This is a genomic window from Noviherbaspirillum sp. (genome assembly GCF_036563305.1).
Classification (GTDB): Bacteria; Pseudomonadota; Gammaproteobacteria; order Burkholderiales; family Burkholderiaceae_D; genus Noviherbaspirillum.
This window is the reverse complement of record NZ_DATCMQ010000013.1, coordinates 299,303-313,985: the sequence shown is the minus strand read 5'-3', so window position 1 is coordinate 313,985 and position 14,683 is coordinate 299,303. Positions and strand designations below refer to the sequence as shown.

17 protein-coding genes are annotated in these 14,683 nt (G+C 67.8%); 12 read left to right on the top strand and 5 right to left on the bottom strand.

Translation table 11 applies throughout. The features are described 5' to 3' along the window. The 4 genes from VIM12_RS11895 to VIM12_RS11880 are packed head-to-tail and all read left to right on the top strand — an operon-like array spanning position 1 to position 3,625. Entirely contained in the window at positions 1-1,032 is a 1,032-nt protein-coding gene (locus VIM12_RS11895) for a DctP family TRAP transporter solute-binding subunit (protein WP_331941846.1), read from the top strand. After that, positions 1,032-1,997 carry a C-terminal binding protein gene (locus VIM12_RS11890; protein WP_331941845.1) on the top strand — a complete coding sequence of 322 codons (966 nt, stop codon included), beginning with the start codon at positions 1,032-1,034 and terminating at the stop codon, positions 1,995-1,997. The genes VIM12_RS11895 and VIM12_RS11890 overlap by 1 nt, the downstream gene beginning before the upstream one ends. A gap of 30 nt (positions 1,998-2,027) precedes the next feature. Further along, a complete protein-coding gene (locus VIM12_RS11885; RefSeq protein ID WP_331941844.1) occupies positions 2,028-2,678 on the top strand; it encodes an RraA family protein in 651 nt (216 codons plus the stop codon). Positions 2,679-2,680: 2 nt separating this feature from the next. Beyond that, complete coding sequence (locus VIM12_RS11880; protein WP_331941843.1) at positions 2,681-3,625, top strand: sugar kinase; 945 nt, start codon at positions 2,681-2,683, stop codon at positions 3,623-3,625. Positions 3,626-3,651: 26 nt separating this feature from the next. Here the strand turns inward: VIM12_RS11880 and VIM12_RS11875 are convergent, their stop codons facing one another. After that, positions 3,652-4,617, bottom strand: coding sequence for an MBL fold metallo-hydrolase (locus VIM12_RS11875; protein ID WP_331941842.1), 966 nt, complete (start codon positions 4,615-4,617; stop codon positions 3,652-3,654). Between the two features lie 308 nt (positions 4,618-4,925). Between VIM12_RS11875 and VIM12_RS11870 the strand changes: the two genes are divergently transcribed. Next, on the top strand, positions 4,926-6,149 hold the full coding sequence (locus tag VIM12_RS11870; RefSeq protein WP_331942040.1) for an MFS transporter: 1,224 nt from the start codon (positions 4,926-4,928) through the stop codon (positions 6,147-6,149). A gap of 87 nt (positions 6,150-6,236) precedes the next feature. Here VIM12_RS11870 and VIM12_RS11865 read toward each other — a convergent pair whose 3' ends face one another. Beyond that, a complete protein-coding gene (locus tag VIM12_RS11865) occupies positions 6,237-6,428 on the bottom strand; it encodes a hypothetical protein (RefSeq protein ID WP_331941841.1) in 192 nt (63 codons plus the stop codon). Positions 6,429-6,635: 207 nt separating this feature from the next. Between VIM12_RS11865 and VIM12_RS11860 the strand changes: the two genes are divergently transcribed. Further along, positions 6,636-7,895 carry a multidrug effflux MFS transporter gene (locus VIM12_RS11860; RefSeq protein WP_331942039.1) on the top strand — a complete coding sequence of 420 codons (1,260 nt, stop codon included), beginning with the start codon at positions 6,636-6,638 and terminating at the stop codon, positions 7,893-7,895. A gap of 55 nt (positions 7,896-7,950) precedes the next feature. Here the strand turns inward: VIM12_RS11860 and VIM12_RS11855 are convergent, their stop codons facing one another. Then, on the bottom strand, positions 7,951-8,562 hold the full coding sequence (locus tag VIM12_RS11855) for a LysE family translocator (protein WP_331941840.1): 612 nt from the start codon (positions 8,560-8,562) through the stop codon (positions 7,951-7,953). A gap of 123 nt (positions 8,563-8,685) precedes the next feature. Here VIM12_RS11855 and VIM12_RS11850 point away from each other — a divergent pair, with 123 nt between their 5' ends. The 6 genes from VIM12_RS11850 (at position 8,686) to VIM12_RS11825 (ending at position 12,768) form a co-directional block, all read left to right on the top strand. Further along, a complete protein-coding gene (locus VIM12_RS11850; RefSeq protein WP_331941839.1) occupies positions 8,686-9,162 on the top strand; it encodes an Lrp/AsnC family transcriptional regulator in 477 nt (158 codons plus the stop codon). A 133-nt stretch (positions 9,163-9,295) separates the two neighbouring features. Further along, positions 9,296-9,817 carry a hypothetical protein gene (locus VIM12_RS11845; RefSeq protein ID WP_331941838.1) on the top strand — a complete coding sequence of 174 codons (522 nt, stop codon included), beginning with the start codon at positions 9,296-9,298 and terminating at the stop codon, positions 9,815-9,817. Between the two features lie 9 nt (positions 9,818-9,826). After that, positions 9,827-10,465 (top strand): penicillin-binding protein activator LpoB, encoded by a 639-nt coding sequence (locus VIM12_RS11840; RefSeq protein WP_331941837.1) that lies wholly within the window; start codon positions 9,827-9,829, stop codon positions 10,463-10,465. Beyond that, positions 10,446-11,591, top strand: a complete 1,146-nt coding sequence (locus VIM12_RS11835; protein WP_331941836.1) for a hypothetical protein — start codon at positions 10,446-10,448, stop codon at positions 11,589-11,591. Before VIM12_RS11840 ends, VIM12_RS11835 begins: the two co-directional genes overlap by 20 nt. Positions 11,592-11,602: 11 nt before the next feature. Next, positions 11,603-12,037, top strand: a complete 435-nt coding sequence (locus tag VIM12_RS11830; RefSeq protein WP_331941835.1) for a hypothetical protein — start codon at positions 11,603-11,605, stop codon at positions 12,035-12,037. Further along, entirely contained in the window at positions 12,037-12,768 is a 732-nt protein-coding gene (locus VIM12_RS11825; RefSeq protein WP_331941834.1) for a hypothetical protein, read from the top strand. The genes VIM12_RS11830 and VIM12_RS11825 overlap by 1 nt, the downstream gene beginning before the upstream one ends. Here the strand turns inward: VIM12_RS11825 and VIM12_RS11820 are convergent. Together VIM12_RS11820 and VIM12_RS11815 are read right to left on the bottom strand one after the other, a co-directional pair. Beyond that, complete coding sequence (locus VIM12_RS11820) at positions 12,761-13,669, bottom strand: LysR family transcriptional regulator (protein ID WP_331941833.1); 909 nt, start codon at positions 13,667-13,669, stop codon at positions 12,761-12,763. The two genes, VIM12_RS11825 and VIM12_RS11820, sit on opposite strands and share 8 nt — an antisense overlap. Continuing rightward, positions 13,663-14,682: a phosphonate dehydrogenase gene (locus VIM12_RS11815; RefSeq protein WP_331941832.1), complete on the bottom strand. Its 1,020-nt coding sequence runs from the start codon at positions 14,680-14,682 to the stop codon at positions 13,663-13,665. Before VIM12_RS11815 ends, VIM12_RS11820 begins: the two co-directional genes overlap by 7 nt. Position 14,683: the final 1 nt, after the last annotated feature.

The following is a 14,683-nucleotide window of genomic DNA, read 5'->3' as shown; positions in this document are numbered from 1 at the left end:
ATGAAACAGCAAAAACGCAGGACGCTTGCCTCTGCCATCGCCATCGCCGCGGCGCTGGCAATCGGCCCTTCCGTCGCCCTGGCCCAGCAGAAGGTGATGAAGTACGCGCACTTCCAGCCGGCCAAGGACGACCAGCCGCAGCACAAGGCGGCGATGATCTTCAAGGAGCATGTCGAAAAGCAGACCAACGGCTCGCTCAAGGTCGAGATCTATCCGGCCGGCCAGTTCGGCAAGGATGCGGAGGTGATGGAAGCGCTGAAGTTCGGCACGCTGGAACTGGCCGTGCCGCATGACGGCGCGATCGCCACCATCTTCAAGCCGATTGCGCTGCTCGGGATCCCCTACCTGTTCGACAGCCATGCACATGCCTGGCGCGTGTACGACTCCAAGTTCGGCGAGGAATTCGGCAACCTGATGCTGCAGAAGACCGGGGTGCGGATGCTGGCCATCGCCGACAACGGCGTGCGCCACTTCACCAACAGCCTTCGCCCGGTCAAGACGCCCGCCGACCTGAAGGGCATGAAGATCCGCATCCAGCCGAGTCCGGTGTTCAAGTCGCTGGTGGAATCCTTCGGCGCCTCCGCGTCGGCGATCCCCTGGGCCGAACTGCCGACCGCGCTGCAGTCCAAGGTCGTCGACGGGCAGGAGAACGGCGTCACCAACATCCTCGCGGCCAGCCTGTACCAGTATCAGAAGTACGCGACGCTGGACGGCCACGTATGGAGCATCCATGCCTACATGGTCAACGAGCGCTTCTTCAAGGGACTGAATGCGCAGCAGCAGAAGGCGGTCGTCGAAGCCACCGCGCTGGCGCGCGACGTGCACCGCAAGATGACCAGCGAGCAGGACCTGAGCGCCAAGACGGTGCTGACCAAGCTCGGCATGCAGGTGACCGAACTGTCGCCGGCCGAGATCGACGGCTTCCGCAAGATCGCGCAGCCCGCGGTCCGCACCTATGTCGAAAAGGAAGTCGGCAAGGAGTGGGTCGACAAGCTGATGCAGGCGGTCGACGCCAACCGTAAAGCCAACTGATGGCCGAGGCCGCGCGCAAGGTGGTCGTCATCGATGGCGGCTACGACCGCTACGACATCGAGGCGGCGGTCCTGCGGGGCGTCGGTGCAAGCGTGGTGCTGCGGCCCTGCGACGGCGACGCCGTCAGGGTGCACAAGGCGGTGGTCGACGCCGACGCCGTCATGGTGCGGGAGTCGCCGGTGGATGCGGCGGCCATCATGGCGATGCGAAAGTGCAGGGCCATCGTCCGCTACGGCATCGGCGTCGACAACATCGATCTCGACGCCGCCCGGCTGCGGCGCATCGCGGTGGCCAACGTGCCGGACTACGGGACGGAGGAGGTGAGCGACCAGGCGCTTGCACTGCTGATGGCGGTGGCGCGGCGCATCGTGACCCGCGACGGGGAAGTGAGGAGCGGCGCCTGGAACATCGGTCCGGCGCAGAAGATGTACCGGCTGGCCGGCAAGACGCTGGGACTGGTCGGCTACGGCCGCATCGCCGCGGCGTTCGCGCGGAAGATGCGCGGCGTCGGCGTGAACCGGGTGCTGGTGCACGATCCGTACGCGACGCTGCCGCCGGAGGTCGAGGCAACGGACATGGACCGGCTCTGCGCGGAAGCCGACATCGTGTCGCTGCATGCGCCGCTCACGCCCGACACCCGGCACATCCTCGACCGTCGCCGGATCGGCCTGCTGCGGCCGGCCGCCATCGTCGTCAATACCGCACGCGGCCCGCTGATCGACGAGGCGGCCCTGGCGCAGGCCCTGCAGGAAGGCAGGCTGTTCGGCGCCGGACTGGACGTGTTTGCCGAGGAACCGGTCGCGCGCGACAACCCGCTGCTGCGGCTGCGCAATGTGGTGGTGTCGGATCACACCGGCTGGTATTCGGAAGAGGCGATCCAGGACCTGCAGCGCAAGGCGGCCGAGGAAGTCGCGCGCGTGCTGGCCGGGGGGACGCCGAACAACTGGCTGAACCGCTGGCAATGAAAACAAACCAATCTGAAGGATGAGGACATCATGGAACTGAAAGATCTGATCGCAGGATTCGGCAAGGTCGCCACCGCCTCCGTTGCGGACGCGGTGGACAAGATCACCGGCAAGCGCGGCTACATGGATCACCAGATCAAGCCACGCATCAACGAGAAGCGGGTGTGCGGGCCGGCGGCCACGGTGCTGGAAGCGGCAACCGACGAATTTTTGCCGCCGCAGCATGCGCTGGACCTGATTGACGAGGCGCCGGAAGGCAGCGTGATCTGCATCAGCATCGGCGGCGTGGAGAACGTCGCGGTCTGGGGCGGCCTGATGACCGCCGGCGCGGTTGCCAACGGCCATGCGGGCGCGATTCTGGATGCAGGCGTGCGGGACCTGTCGGAAATCCGCCGCGACTACGACTTTCCGGTTTACGCCCGCACCGTCTCGCCGGGCACCACCCTCGGCCGCTACACGACCGTCGCGTCCCAGGTGCCGGTGGAAATCGGCGGCATCATCGTCCATCCCGGCGACATCATCGTCGCCGACATCGATGGCGTGGTCGTGGTGCCGGCGGCGCAGGCGGCAGCCGTCCTTGCAATGGCGCAAGAGATCGACGCCCGTGAACTTGAACAGGCAAAACTGATCATCTCCGAGAAGTCCCTGCGCAAGGGACTGGCCAAATACGGCAGGATCTGACCATGGCACATGCCCCACTTGCTGCAAGTGCGCCACGCGCACGTATCGTCGCCCTCGGCGAGCCGATGATCGAATTCAACCAGACCCGTGCGGGGGAGACTTCCTACCAGCAGGGGTTTGGCGGCGATACATCGAACTTCATCGTGGCGGCGGCGCGGCAGGGCGGGGACTGCGCCTACCTCACAAGGCTGGGCGACGACGCATTCGGGCAGATGTTTCTCCGCCTGTGGCGGGACGAGGGCGTGGATACGCGCGGCGTGCAGCTGGACCGCGCCGCGCATACCGCCGTCTATTTCGTCAGCCATGACGCGCAGGGGCACAGCTTCAGCTACCTGCGCGCAGGCAGCGCGGCGAGCCGGATGACACCGGCCGACCTCGACCCCGAGCTGATCCGCGGCGCCGGATTCCTGCATGTCTCCGGCATCAGCCAGGCGATCAGCCCGGGGGCCTGCGACGCCGTCTTCGCCGCCATCGAGATTGCCCGCGCCGCCGGCGTCGCCGTCTGCTACGACGCCAACCTGCGTCTCAAGCTGTGGCCGCTTGCACGGGCCCGGGCGATCATCCGCGCCACCATCGGCCTGTCCGACTATTTCCTGCCGAGCATCGAGGATGCGCAGCAGTTCACCGGGCTTGATGACGCCGACGCCATTCTCGACTGGTGCTTCGCCGCCGGCGCCGCCAACGTGCTGTTGAAGCTGGGGAAGGACGGGGTCATTGCGGCCACCGCGCAGGAGCGGCGGCACATTCCGGGATTTGCGGTCGATGCGGTGGATGCGACCGGGGCCGGCGACTGCTTTGCCGGCGCGCTGGTTGCCCGTCTGGCGGCGGGCGACGACCTGCCTTCGGCGGCCCGCTATGCCAATGCCGCGGCAGCGCTGACGACGACCGGCTATGGCGCGGTGGCGCCGATCCCGCATGCGGACCGGGTGCGGGCCTTATTGGGCTGAGGTCAGGGCGAGGCGTAACCGGTGTTCTATTGCGGCGCACGCGCCAGCATGCCCTCGCGGTCGAGGACATAGCGCTCCAGGTCGTTCGCCAGGAACAGCCTGCCCTCGTATGCCGCCCGCGCTTCCGCTTCCAGTTGGGAGAGCGACGTGCCGCCCTCCTGCGCCTGGTAGCGCGGGCTGAAGTGCGTCAGCACGAGATTGGCGATGCCCGCGTCCTGCGCGAACCGGGCCACCCTGTGCGCGGAACTGTGCTGCGGTCCCGGCCCCACCTTCTGCAGAATGTCCTCGGTGTAGGTCGCTTCGTGGACCAGCACGTCCGTCGTCGCCGCTTCAGCCGCGAGCAGGGCCGGCGTGTCGTTGTCGCCGCCGATGATGATCTTGCGCGGCCTGCGCCCGGCCAGGAGATAGTCGCCGGCGCGGACCACGCGCCCGTCCGGCATCCTGATGTCGCAGCCCCGCTGCAGGCTGCCCCAGGCAGGTCCGCGCGCAATGCCGTCCGCCATCAGCCGCGCCACGTCCAGCCTGCGTTCGATCGCTTTCTCCACAAAGCTGTAGGCGAATGAAGGCAGCCGATGCGACAGCGGCGTGGCCCGGACCGAGAAGTCCGGCAGCAGGTCCAGTGCGGGCGCCTGCGTCACGTCGATGAATTCCAGCGGATACGGCAGCCGGAGCTGGCTGGCGTCGAGCGCGCACTGGACGAAGTCGCGCACCGCCGGCGGCCCCATGAGGAGCAGGCCCTCCGTGCGGTTGAGCATGCCCGCGCTTGCCAGCAGACCCGGCAATCCGTAGCAGTGATCGCCGTGCATGTGGGTGATGAAGATCGCCGCCAGCTGTGCGAGGGACAGGCGGGTATGCAGCAGGCGGTGCTGCGTCGCTTCGCCACAATCGACCAGGCACCACGACCGGGCGCCGTGCATGCGGATCGCCAGCGCGGACATGTTCCGGGACTTGGTCGGTGTGCCGGAGGATGTGCCGAGGAATTGAATTTCCATCGGTGGTTCAGTTGATGCGGAAACCGGCGGCGGACAGGAACCAAGCCCGGAAGACAGAATCTTTCAGTGGAGGCCGCAGTGCGTGGCGGCATTCCCGCGGCGTCGCCGAACCCTGACCTGCGCCTCGCTGCGCGGCCGCACTGCCGCCGCCGTGCGTGTTCCCGTACCTGACATTCCCTGATGCCAACGATTTCCGTTCTCCCGTCGTCGACCGTCGCGCCGCAAGTATGCGCACGGACTTGCCGCCCGCCACCATCGCCGTTGCCGGCCATCCCCGTACTCTGCAATGCTTCATTGCCTATCGATCCATGAACGGCAGGTTCCGTTCACTCCGCTACTACAACTACCGGCTCTGGGCGGCGGGCGCCCTGATCTCCAATATCGGCACCTGGATGCAGCGCACGGCGCAGGACTGGCTGGTGCTGGCCGAGCTGACCAGGGAGAACGCCACCGCCGTCGGCATCGTGATGTCCCTGCAGTTCGGACCGGCGCTGGCGCTGCTGCCTCTGACCGGCTACGTCGCCGACAACTTCGACCGGCGCCGGGTCCTGCTTGCGACGCAGGCGGCGATGGCCCTGCTGGCGCTCGGCCTGGGACTGCTCACGCTGCTCGGCCACGTCGCGCTCTGGCATGTCTACCTGTTCGCGCTCGGCCTCGGCTGCGTCAGCGCCTTTGATGCGACCGCGCGCCAGACCTTCGTCTCCGAGCTGGTGGGCGAGAAAGACCTGTCCAATGCCGTCGCCCTCAACTCCACCTCGTTCAACGCCGCCCGCATGGTGGGCCCGGCGGTGGCGGGGGTGCTGATCGCGTCGGCGGGCACCGGCTGGGTGTTCATCATCAATGCGGTGTCCTACATCGCGGTGCTGGCCTCGCTCGGCCTGCTCCGCCAGGACGAGCTGAACCGCAAGGACCGGCTGCAGCGCGCGCAGGGCGGCCTGCTGGGCGGTTTCCGCTACGTCCGCGGCCGGCCGGACCTGAAGGTACTGTTGCTCATGCTGTTCCTGCTCGGCACTTTCGGACTGAATTTTCCGATCTTCATCTCGACGATGTCCGTGACGGTGTTTGCCGCCGGCGCGCGCGAATACGGCGTGCTGGCCTCGGCGATGGCGATCGGTTCGGTGACCGGCGCGCTGCTGGCCGCAAAGCCCGGGACGCCGACCATCGGGCGCATCGGCACGGCAGCGGCGGTATTCGGCGCGGGCTGCGGGGTGGCTGCCCTGATGCCGAGCTATGCGCTGTTCGGCGCGGTGCTGGTGATCATCGGCGTCTCGGCCCAGACCTTCACCACCTCGACCAACAGTGCAGTACAGCTTTCTACCGAGCCGGGCATGCGCGGACGCGTCATGGCGATTCACCTCGGCATCCTGATGGGCGCCACGCCGCTCGGCGCGCCGCTGGTCGGGTGGGTCGCGGACACATTCGGCCCGCGCTGGGCGCTCGGCGTCGGGGCGGCGGCCGGCCTGTCGGCGGCGGCGGTCGGCCTGCATTACGCGCGCCGGCGGATCCGGTTCAAGGATGACGGCGGGCCGTAGTCGCGGGCATCGCCGCGGCTGGATGGGCCTAGCGTTGCTCGGGATTGGAGGCGCGCAGCCGAGGCATGCGGACAGCCGGAACGGCCGTCAGAAGCGGATCGACGCCGGCCGCCACTCCTTGATCTCGTCGAAGTCGAGCGCCACCAGGCCGTCCGGACCCGCATGCAGGAAACACCAGTCGCGACGGTTCCAGCGCGCGGTGCGCTGGCTGCCGTCCATCAGGGTCACTACGCATTCCTCATCCTCGTACAGATGGGACAGGGCGCTGTCGGCTCGCATCTTCTCCTCGTTCATCCAGTCGTCGGCCCGCCGCTCTGTCGGCAGGCAATACTATCGATGCCATCGGCGGCGATTGGTTCGCCGCCGACGCGGCAGCAGCGGCAGGGCGGTCGGCGGCAGGGCAAGAACCAATGCAGCGGCAGAAAGTCGGATAATGCAGGCCCCGATATCGCTGCCCCGCAGCTTCCCGCAATGAACAACAAGAAAATGCCTGAACCCGACCTCGTGGTCCGCGCCGCCGCGCGACCGCCCAAGGGTCTCGCGCTGCTGCTGGCTGCGCTGGCGATGCTCGGCCCGTTCTCGGTCGACACCTACCTGCCCGCCTTTCCCGCGATCGAGGCGACGCTGCATACGACGGCGCTCGAGGTGCAGCAGACGCTGACCGCCTACATGCTGTCGTTCGCGCTGATGATCCTCTGGCACGGCGCGCTGTCCGACGCCTTCGGCCGCCGCAATGTCATCATCGGCGCGCTCGCCGTGTTCGCGGTCGCCTCGCTCGGCTGCGCGGCCGTGCACAGCATCGAATACCTGTGGGCGTTTCGGATCCTGCAGGGCGTGTCGGCGGGCGCCGGCGTCGTCATCGGACGGGCCATCATCCGCGATCTCTACGCCGGTGCGCCGGCGGCCCGGCTGCTGTCGCTGGTGACGATGATCTTCTCGGTCGCGCCCGCGATCGCGCCCATCCTCGGCGGCTGGATCGTCACGCTGCTCAACTGGCGGGCGATCTTCCTCTTCCTGTTCGTCTACACCGCGCTGCTGCTCGCATGGTGCTGGCGCCGCCTGCCGGAAAGCCTGCCGCCCGAGCAGCGCCAGCCGTTCAACGCCCGTGCGCTGGCGTTCAACTACAAGCGCATCTTCAGGTCGCCGCTGTTCCACCTCAAGGCGGGCACCGTGGCCTTCAACTTCGCGGGGCTTTTCCTGTACGTGTCGGCGGCGCCGGTCTTCATCACCCAGCATCTCGGCCTCGGCGCCGATGATTTCGGATGGCAGTTCGTGCCGACGGTCGGCGGCATCTTCTTCGGCGCCTTCACCGTCAACCGGCTGGCCGGGGTCCTGCCCGTGGGTCGGCAGGTGGCGATCGGCTTCTGCTTCCTGCTCGGCGCCGGCGCGGCCAACGTGCTCTACCATGCCTTCTTCCCGCCCGCGCTGCCGTGGTCGGTGATGCCCTTGTTCTTCTATACCTTCGGCATGTCGATCGTCGCGCCCGGCGTCACGCTGCTGGTGCTCGACCTGTTCCCCGAGATCCGCGGCATCGCCGCCTCCTGCCAGTCGTTCACCCAGACCATGCTGGCCGCCGTCGTTTCCGGCATCATCGCCCCGGCGCTGTCGGGCTCGGTGCTGACCCTGGCGATCGGCCAGCTTGCCGCGGCCGCCATCGCGCTGGCCCTGTGGATGGGCGGGCGTTCCTATCACAACGCGCGCAAGCGGGAAGAAGTCAACGCGTGGGAGGCGGTACCGCTGGAGTAGGGCGGCAAGGCGTCCGCGGGCAAAGGCCGGTTGGCCCCCGCCGCGGCGCCCGATGTCACCCCGCCACCAGCCGCCCCGCGAGTGCGACGAATACCGCCGGCAGCACGAAGCGGCCGAGCCGGGAGGGCAGGCGCACGCGCCTGCCGATGCGCGACGCCGACAATGCATACGCGGCGTCGAATGCGAGTCCGGTCATCACCAGCACCAGGCCCAGCACCAGGTACTGCAATGGCAGGGGGCCGGCGTCCGGGTGCACGAACTGCGGCAGGAACAGGCTGCAGAACAGCAGCGCCTTGGGATTGAGCAGGTTGGTCAGGAAGCCGCGCAGCAGGTACGCCCGCGCCGGCGCCGGCGCCGGCGCGGCATGGCCGGCTCCCTGCCGGGCGTCGGCCCGCAACAGCTGGAAGGCGATGTACAGCAGGTAGGCTGCGCCGACGATCTTCACTGCCTCCAGCATGCCGGGCCGCGCCGCCAGCAATGCCGCCAGCCCCACTCCGGACAGCAGGACATGTACCGCGCGCGACAGCGCGATCCCGGCAGCGGTGACCAACGCGGTGCGCGCGCCGCGGGCACCCGCGGTGGCGACGACGAGTGCCATGTCCGGCCCTGGCAGCAGGTAGACGCCGGCGAGGGCGGCCAGGTACATCAGCAAAACGGTCGGGTCCACGGCAATTCTCCTTTTTTGTCTGGGACGGGGAATTATCTTCCCGTGCTCGCGGAGGATTCTTGCTATGCACTTCGGCTGGTGATAATTTTGGAGAAGATTCCCCTAAAGATGAGGTAATTCAAGATGGATTCTTCCTCCGACCGGCTCGACGATACCGACCTGCGCCTGCTGCGCCTGTTGCAGGAGGAGGGCCGCATCTCCAACGCCCGCCTGGCCGAGCGCCTGAGCCTGAGCGAAACCCCGGTGTGGCGGCGGCTGCGCCGGCTGGAGGAAGACGGCTATGTGCGCGGCTACCAGGCGGTCCTTGACCAGCGCAAGCTCGGCTTTGGCGTCACCGCCTTCGTGCTGATCACCTTCGCGATCCATACCGGGCAGCAGCCGTACAAGTTCGAGGAAGCGATCCAGGCCATTCCGGAAATCCTCAGCTGCCACAACATCACCGGCGAGGCGGACTACCTGCTGCAGGTGGTCGCGCGCGACCTGGAAGACTACGGCGACTTCGTGACGCGGGTGCTGCGCAAGCTGCCGGGCGTCACCGCGATCCGCTCCAGCCTGTCGATGCGCGAGGTCAAGGCGACCTCGAGGCTGCCGCTGGGTTGAGCGGCGCAATGACCGGGCTCGTCGCTCGGCAATAGGCCATCCGGCTAAGCCAACGGCTTAGCCGTGCGAGTGATTGTTGGAATTCCTTCTGGAAACTACTCTTGCCGTAACAAATTGTTACCAGGAGAAACCCATGAAACTCGCCGTCGCCGCAGTCCTCGCCCTCGCCCTCACCGGTTGCGCCACCATGCACCAGCCGCAGCTCGCCGCGCCCGCGGCCATCGTCGCGCCGCAGCCGATCATCGGCAACGCCGGCAAGTACATGTCGCCCTATACCGAGGACGGCACCGTGACCGCCTGGGTCGAGAAGGGCAAGGGCGCCAGCGCTGGCAGCGCGGTCGGCGGTTTCGTGGGCGCCCAGGCCGGCGCGAAGATCGCCGGTCAGATCCCGTTCATCGGCGGCATCATCGGCCAGAAGGTCGGCGAATCGGCAGGCCGCGCGGTGGCGCTGCAGATGGTCGGCGGCGAAGAGTTCATCCGCGCCAACTCCGACCTGTCGTTCAACACGGTGCAGGATCTCGCGGTCTACATGTATGCGAAGAATTCCTCGCACAAGGATTTCGCGGAAGTGCTGCAGCTCACCCAGGAGATCTACCCCGAGCTGAAGACCGCCTACTATCCGGCGCTGCTGAACGCGTCGAAGACCGCGAAATAAGGAAGCCGCATGAACACGTCACGACTGCTCGCCGCCGCGCTGTGCGGAAGCGCGCTACTCACCGGCTGCGCCACGACCAACCTCGACAATTCCGCCGGCCGCAAGACGGTGTACCAGGACGTCGCCACCCGCTCCGACAAGGTGGCCGGCGTCGGCATCGAATCGCAGGATGTCGTCTCGATGACCGACACCATGATCCGCGACATCCTGTCGACGCCGCAGATCGCGCGACGGGCAACGCCGCCGCGCATCATCATCGACTCCGCCTACTTCACCAACGACAGCTCCTCGCGTATCAACAAGAATTCGATCACCGACCGCCTGCGCGTCGAACTCAACCGCGCCTCGCAGGGCCGGCTGATCTTCGTCGCCCGCCACTACGGCAACATGGTCGAGAACGAACGCGAAGCCAAGCGCAGCGGACAGGCGGATGCCGGCACGATCCGTGCGACCAAGGCGCAGGCCGGCGGCGACTTCCGTCTCGGCGGCCGCATCACCTCGCTGGATGCGGCGTCGAAAACCACCGGCGACGTGTCGCGCTACCACCAGATCACTTTCGAGCTGATCGACCTGGAGTACGGCACCATCGTGTGGAGCGGACTGCACGAGTTCAAAAAAGAAGCCAGGGATGACATCCTGTATCGGTAGGACGCTGCGCGCCGCCCTGTGCGGCGTGCTGGCGCTGCCGCTGGCCGCGCACGCGGACTATGCGGCGGAAGTCGCGCGGCTGAAGTCGGCCCCGGCCAACGACGTGACCCTGGTATCGATGCAGGCGGGGCTGGCCGCCTTTTCCGAGAAGCGCATGCAGGAGGCCGCCGGGCACCTGGACGCGGCGCTGGCGGCCATCGAGGGCATGTTCGCCAACACCGAGGCGGCGGCCAAGGCGCGGTCGCTCTGGTACGAGGAGGGCGCCAAGGATTTCAAGGGCGAGCCCTACGAACGCGCGATGGCGTACTACTATCGCGGCCTGGCCTACCTGGTCGATGCCGACTACGAGAATGCGCGCGCGTCCTTCCGGTCGGCCCTGCTGCAGGACGCCTTCGCCGAGGAGGAGCAGTTTCGTTCCGACTTTGCGCTGCTCATGATGCTGGAAGGCTGGTCCAACCAGCTTGCCGGCGACATGGCGCAGGCCAATGAGGCTTACGCGGAGGTGAAACGCCTGCTGCCCGACTGGGAGCCGCCGAAGCCCGGCGCCAACGGACTCCTGGTTGCCGAACTCGGCGGCAGCCCGCGCAAGCTCGGCGATGGCGTCGGCAACCATGAGATCGTGTACCGTCCTCCGCGCCGCACGCCGGAGCGCAAGGTGGCGATCGACATCGACGGCGCGAGGATCGAGCCGCCGCTGATGGAAGACCTGCTGTTCCAGGCGTCCACGCGCGGCGGCCGGCCGGTGGACCGGATCATCGCCGGCAAGGTCAGCTTCAAGGAAGCCACCGGCGACATCGGGCTGGCGCTCGGCAGGGTGGCGTCCGATGGCAGCGTGATCGCGTCGGCCACCGGCGGCGGCGGACAGGCGCTGGGCGCGGTAGCGGCGATCGGCGCGATCGCATCGATCATCTCCGCCAACGTGCGCCCGCGCGCCGACGTGCGTTACTGGGCCAATTTGCCGGAGAGGGTGCATGCCTCCGCGTTCACCCACCGCGGCTTGCCGTCCGAGATCGCGGTGCAGGCTGCCGACGCGGCGGGCAACCCGGTGCCGCTGGACCGGCTGGCAGTGAACAAGTGGATCGACAGGAACGGCAAGCTTCTTGTCTGGATCAAGACCCGGAACTGAGAAAGGACATCATGAAATACTTTGCAGGTGTGTTGACGATCGCGCTGCTGGCCGGCTGCCAGACCTACCAGGAAGGCGCGCAGATGGGCGTGCGGGTGAACGACCCGACGGCGCCCAATGCGCGCATCCAGTACGACCAGGTCGTGATTCTGGACAAGCGGTTGCAGAGCGCGGAGGCCGGCAAGATCGCGGTCGAGCAGCAGGGCGCGCGCCGCACCGAGACCGGCACGCTGAAGGTGATCGCGGTGCTGCGCAACCGTACCGACTTCCCGCAGGTGCTGGAAGCGCGCACCAACTTCTTCGACAGCGGTTTCGCCCCGGCGGAGAAGCCGGCCGCGTGGAAACGCGTCCACCTGGCGCCGAACAGCATCGCCACCTACGAGGAAATGTCGCTGGGGACGCAGTCGGTGGCCCACTACTATGTCGAGATCAGGGAGGCGCGCTGATGAAACCGCTGACCAGGATGTATCCGCGCTTGGCGTGCGCCGCGCTGCTCGCGCTGGCGGGAACGGCGCATGCCCAGATGCTGGCCGCACCGGAGCCGCTGGGACGCGGCGCGTCCGCGCCGGCGCAGGCGATGGACGCACAGGAAGCGCCGATGATGGCGGTGCAGGAAGTCGACGGCAATTTCCGCCAGTGGTATGCGAAGCAGGGCAAGCCGGCGGTGGTCCTCTTCTTCGACCGTCAGCTGGAGCAGATGCCGCCGGGCTGGTACGGCGCCACGCGGCTGCAGATCGACAGCGTCTCGCGCAGCGGCAACAAGGAAGAGACCCACAGCGTGTCGATCGGCATGCAGCGCAACACCCAGCGCCAGGCGGCCGCAAAGAGCGAGTTCGCGAGACTGTTCGAACAGTCGCTGAGCCTGGAGCTGAAGCGCCAGAACGTGCGTGTCCTGGACGGCGCCTACCTGCATCGCAAGATGGCGGCGAACAAGCCGAAGCAGACCACCGACATCGAGTACGACTCCATCAGCCGTGACGCGCGTTTTGTTTTCGAGGTCGAGCTGATCGCGATCGACGGCGACGGCTGCGAGATGGTCGCGGTGATGAAGGATGTCCGCACCGGCGACATCGCCGCTTCCGTGCGCTACAAGGCGGAAAGCCTGAACAGCGCGGCCGAGATCGACCGGGCCAACCGGGCGCTGGTGCAGCGCCTGATGCAGTACAAGGTCATTTGAGCGGCGCGCCGGCGCATGCCGGCGCCGTTTCCGGCCCGCCGCCGTCGAGCAGGAAGCGGGCGAATTCCTCCCCGGGTGCCGGAAGGTGCGCCGCGCCGCGTCGGTGGATCACGAAGATGTCCTTCCCGGGCGGATCCCGTTCCAGCCGCACGATGTGAAACCATCCGTTGCGTGCTTCTTCCTCGACCGCCGACGCCATCACCAGCGAGATGCCGAGACCGGCCCGCACCGCGCGCTTCACCGCTTCCGTGCTGCCGAGCTGCATGGCAATTCCCATGCGCGCCGCGTCACCGCCGAGATACTGCTGCAGCAGGCGCCCGGTGCCGCTGCCCGGCTCGCCGCCGAGCATGGGCTGGCCGGGCAGCCGGTCCGGCGAGATGCGGGCCAGCCCGGCCCAGCGATGCCCGTTCGGCACGATCAGCACCAGCTCCTCGCGCCGCCATGCATGGGCGACATAGCCGGGCCGCCCGTCCCACCATTCCATCACGCCGACATCGATCTCGTCGTGCTCCAGCCTGGCCGCCACCTGCGGATTGGTCCCGATCACCACCTGCAGCTCGCGCCCGGCGCCGGCCTGGAAGGCCTTCAGGTAGGGCTGCAGCAGGTAGGTCCCGACGTTGGAACTGGCGCCCACCACGACGCACGTCCTGCGGAACAGGGACTGCGCGCTGCGGCTCAGCCGCACCAGCCGCTCGGCGTGCGGCAGAAAGGCGCTGCCCTGCGGCGTCAGGGTGCAACCGTCGTTCCTGCGCTCGATCAGGCAGGCATCCAGCGCAATCTCCAGGCGCCGGATGTGCTGCGTGACCGCCGGCTGCGACAGCCCGACTTGCCTGCCCGCCTCGCGGAAGCCCTTGCATGCGGCAACGGCAAGAAAGGTGGCGACGCAATCCAGGTCTAGCATGCGGCAGCGGCGGCATCCGTTGCCATCGGTGTGTTGATCGCGCCGGCGGGTCGCTGGCCAAGCAGGGCCTGGACGATGTTCTGCGCCGCCTGCCGCTCGATCTCCAGCCGGACTTCCCGCACTGCCGAGCCGAGGTGCGGCGTGAAGAAGGTCTGCGCGGCGTTGTCGAGGAGCGCGCGCGGGATCGATGCCGGCCTGTCGTGCCGCGTCCACTCCTCCATCTCGAAGACGTCGGCGGCGTAGCCGGCGAGGCGGCCGTCGCGCAGCGCGTCGACCACCGCGTTCTCGTCGACCACCGAGCCGCGGCAGGCATTGACCAGCCAGGCACCGGGCTTCATCGCGGCCAGCGCCCGGGCGTCCAGCAGGTGGAAGGTGTCCGGGGTCATCGGCAGCATCGGCACCACGAAGTCGCTGGACTTGAGCAGCATGTCCAGCGACACGCGCTCCAGCCCCCATGCCTGCTCGTGATGCGGGTCGAGCGGCGCCGGATCGCAGTAGAGCAGGCGCAAGTCGAATCCGGACAGCCGGCGTGCAATCGCCCGGCCGACGGCGCCCATGCCGATCAGGCCGAGCGTGCGCCCGGCAAGGCCGTCGCCGTACAGCACCGGCCGCCAGCCCTGGAAGCCGCCGCTGCGGATGCGGCGGTCGCCTTCCAGCATGTGCCGCGTCAGCGCAATCAGCAGGCCGATGGTCAGTTCGGCAGTCGGTACGGTGAGCAGGTCGGGCACGATGCTGAACCAGACGCCGCGCCGGGTACAGGCGGCGACATCGAAATTGTCATAGCCCTTGAGGGCGGCGCCGACGATGCGCAGCCGCGGACATGCGGCCAGGAAGGCATCGTCGATGCTGTCGGGCATGAAGGCCATCAGCGCATCGGCATCCCTGGCGCGTGCAAGCAGCTCTGCGCGGGGCAGCGTGTACTGGGTCTGGTTGGGCACCACGTCGGCGACGGTCTCCAGCAGCGCGATGATTTCCGGGTGCACCCGGTGGGTAACGACGACCTTGGGTTTCATG

Excerpts from the sequence above, each read along its gene's own strand:
- VIM12_RS11875 (WP_331941842.1), bottom strand. The coding sequence starts at position 4,617 with ATGGAAATTCAATTCCTCGGCACATCCTCCGGCACACCGACCAAGTCC.
- VIM12_RS11825 (WP_331941834.1), top strand. The coding sequence starts at position 12,037 with ATGAAACCGCTGACCAGGATGTATCCGCGCTTGGCGTGCGCCGCGCTG.
- VIM12_RS11830 (WP_331941835.1), top strand. The coding sequence starts at position 11,603 with ATGAAATACTTTGCAGGTGTGTTGACGATCGCGCTGCTGGCCGGCTGC.
- VIM12_RS11890 (WP_331941845.1), top strand. The coding sequence starts at position 1,032 with ATGGCCGAGGCCGCGCGCAAGGTGGTCGTCATCGATGGCGGCTACGAC.
- VIM12_RS11820 (WP_331941833.1), bottom strand. The coding sequence starts at position 13,669 with ATGCTAGACCTGGATTGCGTCGCCACCTTTCTTGCCGTTGCCGCATGC.
- VIM12_RS11885 (WP_331941844.1), top strand. The coding sequence starts at position 2,028 with ATGGAACTGAAAGATCTGATCGCAGGATTCGGCAAGGTCGCCACCGCC.
- VIM12_RS11845 (WP_331941838.1), top strand. The coding sequence starts at position 9,296 with ATGAAACTCGCCGTCGCCGCAGTCCTCGCCCTCGCCCTCACCGGTTGC.
- VIM12_RS11835 (WP_331941836.1), top strand. The coding sequence starts at position 10,446 with ATGACATCCTGTATCGGTAGGACGCTGCGCGCCGCCCTGTGCGGCGTG.
- VIM12_RS11880 (WP_331941843.1), top strand. The coding sequence starts at position 2,681 with ATGGCACATGCCCCACTTGCTGCAAGTGCGCCACGCGCACGTATCGTC.
- VIM12_RS11815 (WP_331941832.1), bottom strand. The coding sequence starts at position 14,682 with ATGAAACCCAAGGTCGTCGTTACCCACCGGGTGCACCCGGAAATCATC.
- VIM12_RS11840 (WP_331941837.1), top strand. The coding sequence starts at position 9,827 with ATGAACACGTCACGACTGCTCGCCGCCGCGCTGTGCGGAAGCGCGCTA.
- VIM12_RS11860 (WP_331942039.1), top strand. The coding sequence starts at position 6,636 with ATGCCTGAACCCGACCTCGTGGTCCGCGCCGCCGCGCGACCGCCCAAG.
- VIM12_RS11895 (WP_331941846.1), top strand. The coding sequence starts at position 1 with ATGAAACAGCAAAAACGCAGGACGCTTGCCTCTGCCATCGCCATCGCC.
- VIM12_RS11870 (WP_331942040.1), top strand. The coding sequence starts at position 4,926 with ATGAACGGCAGGTTCCGTTCACTCCGCTACTACAACTACCGGCTCTGG.
- VIM12_RS11850 (WP_331941839.1), top strand. The coding sequence starts at position 8,686 with ATGGATTCTTCCTCCGACCGGCTCGACGATACCGACCTGCGCCTGCTG.
- VIM12_RS11865 (WP_331941841.1), bottom strand. The coding sequence starts at position 6,428 with ATGCGAGCCGACAGCGCCCTGTCCCATCTGTACGAGGATGAGGAATGC.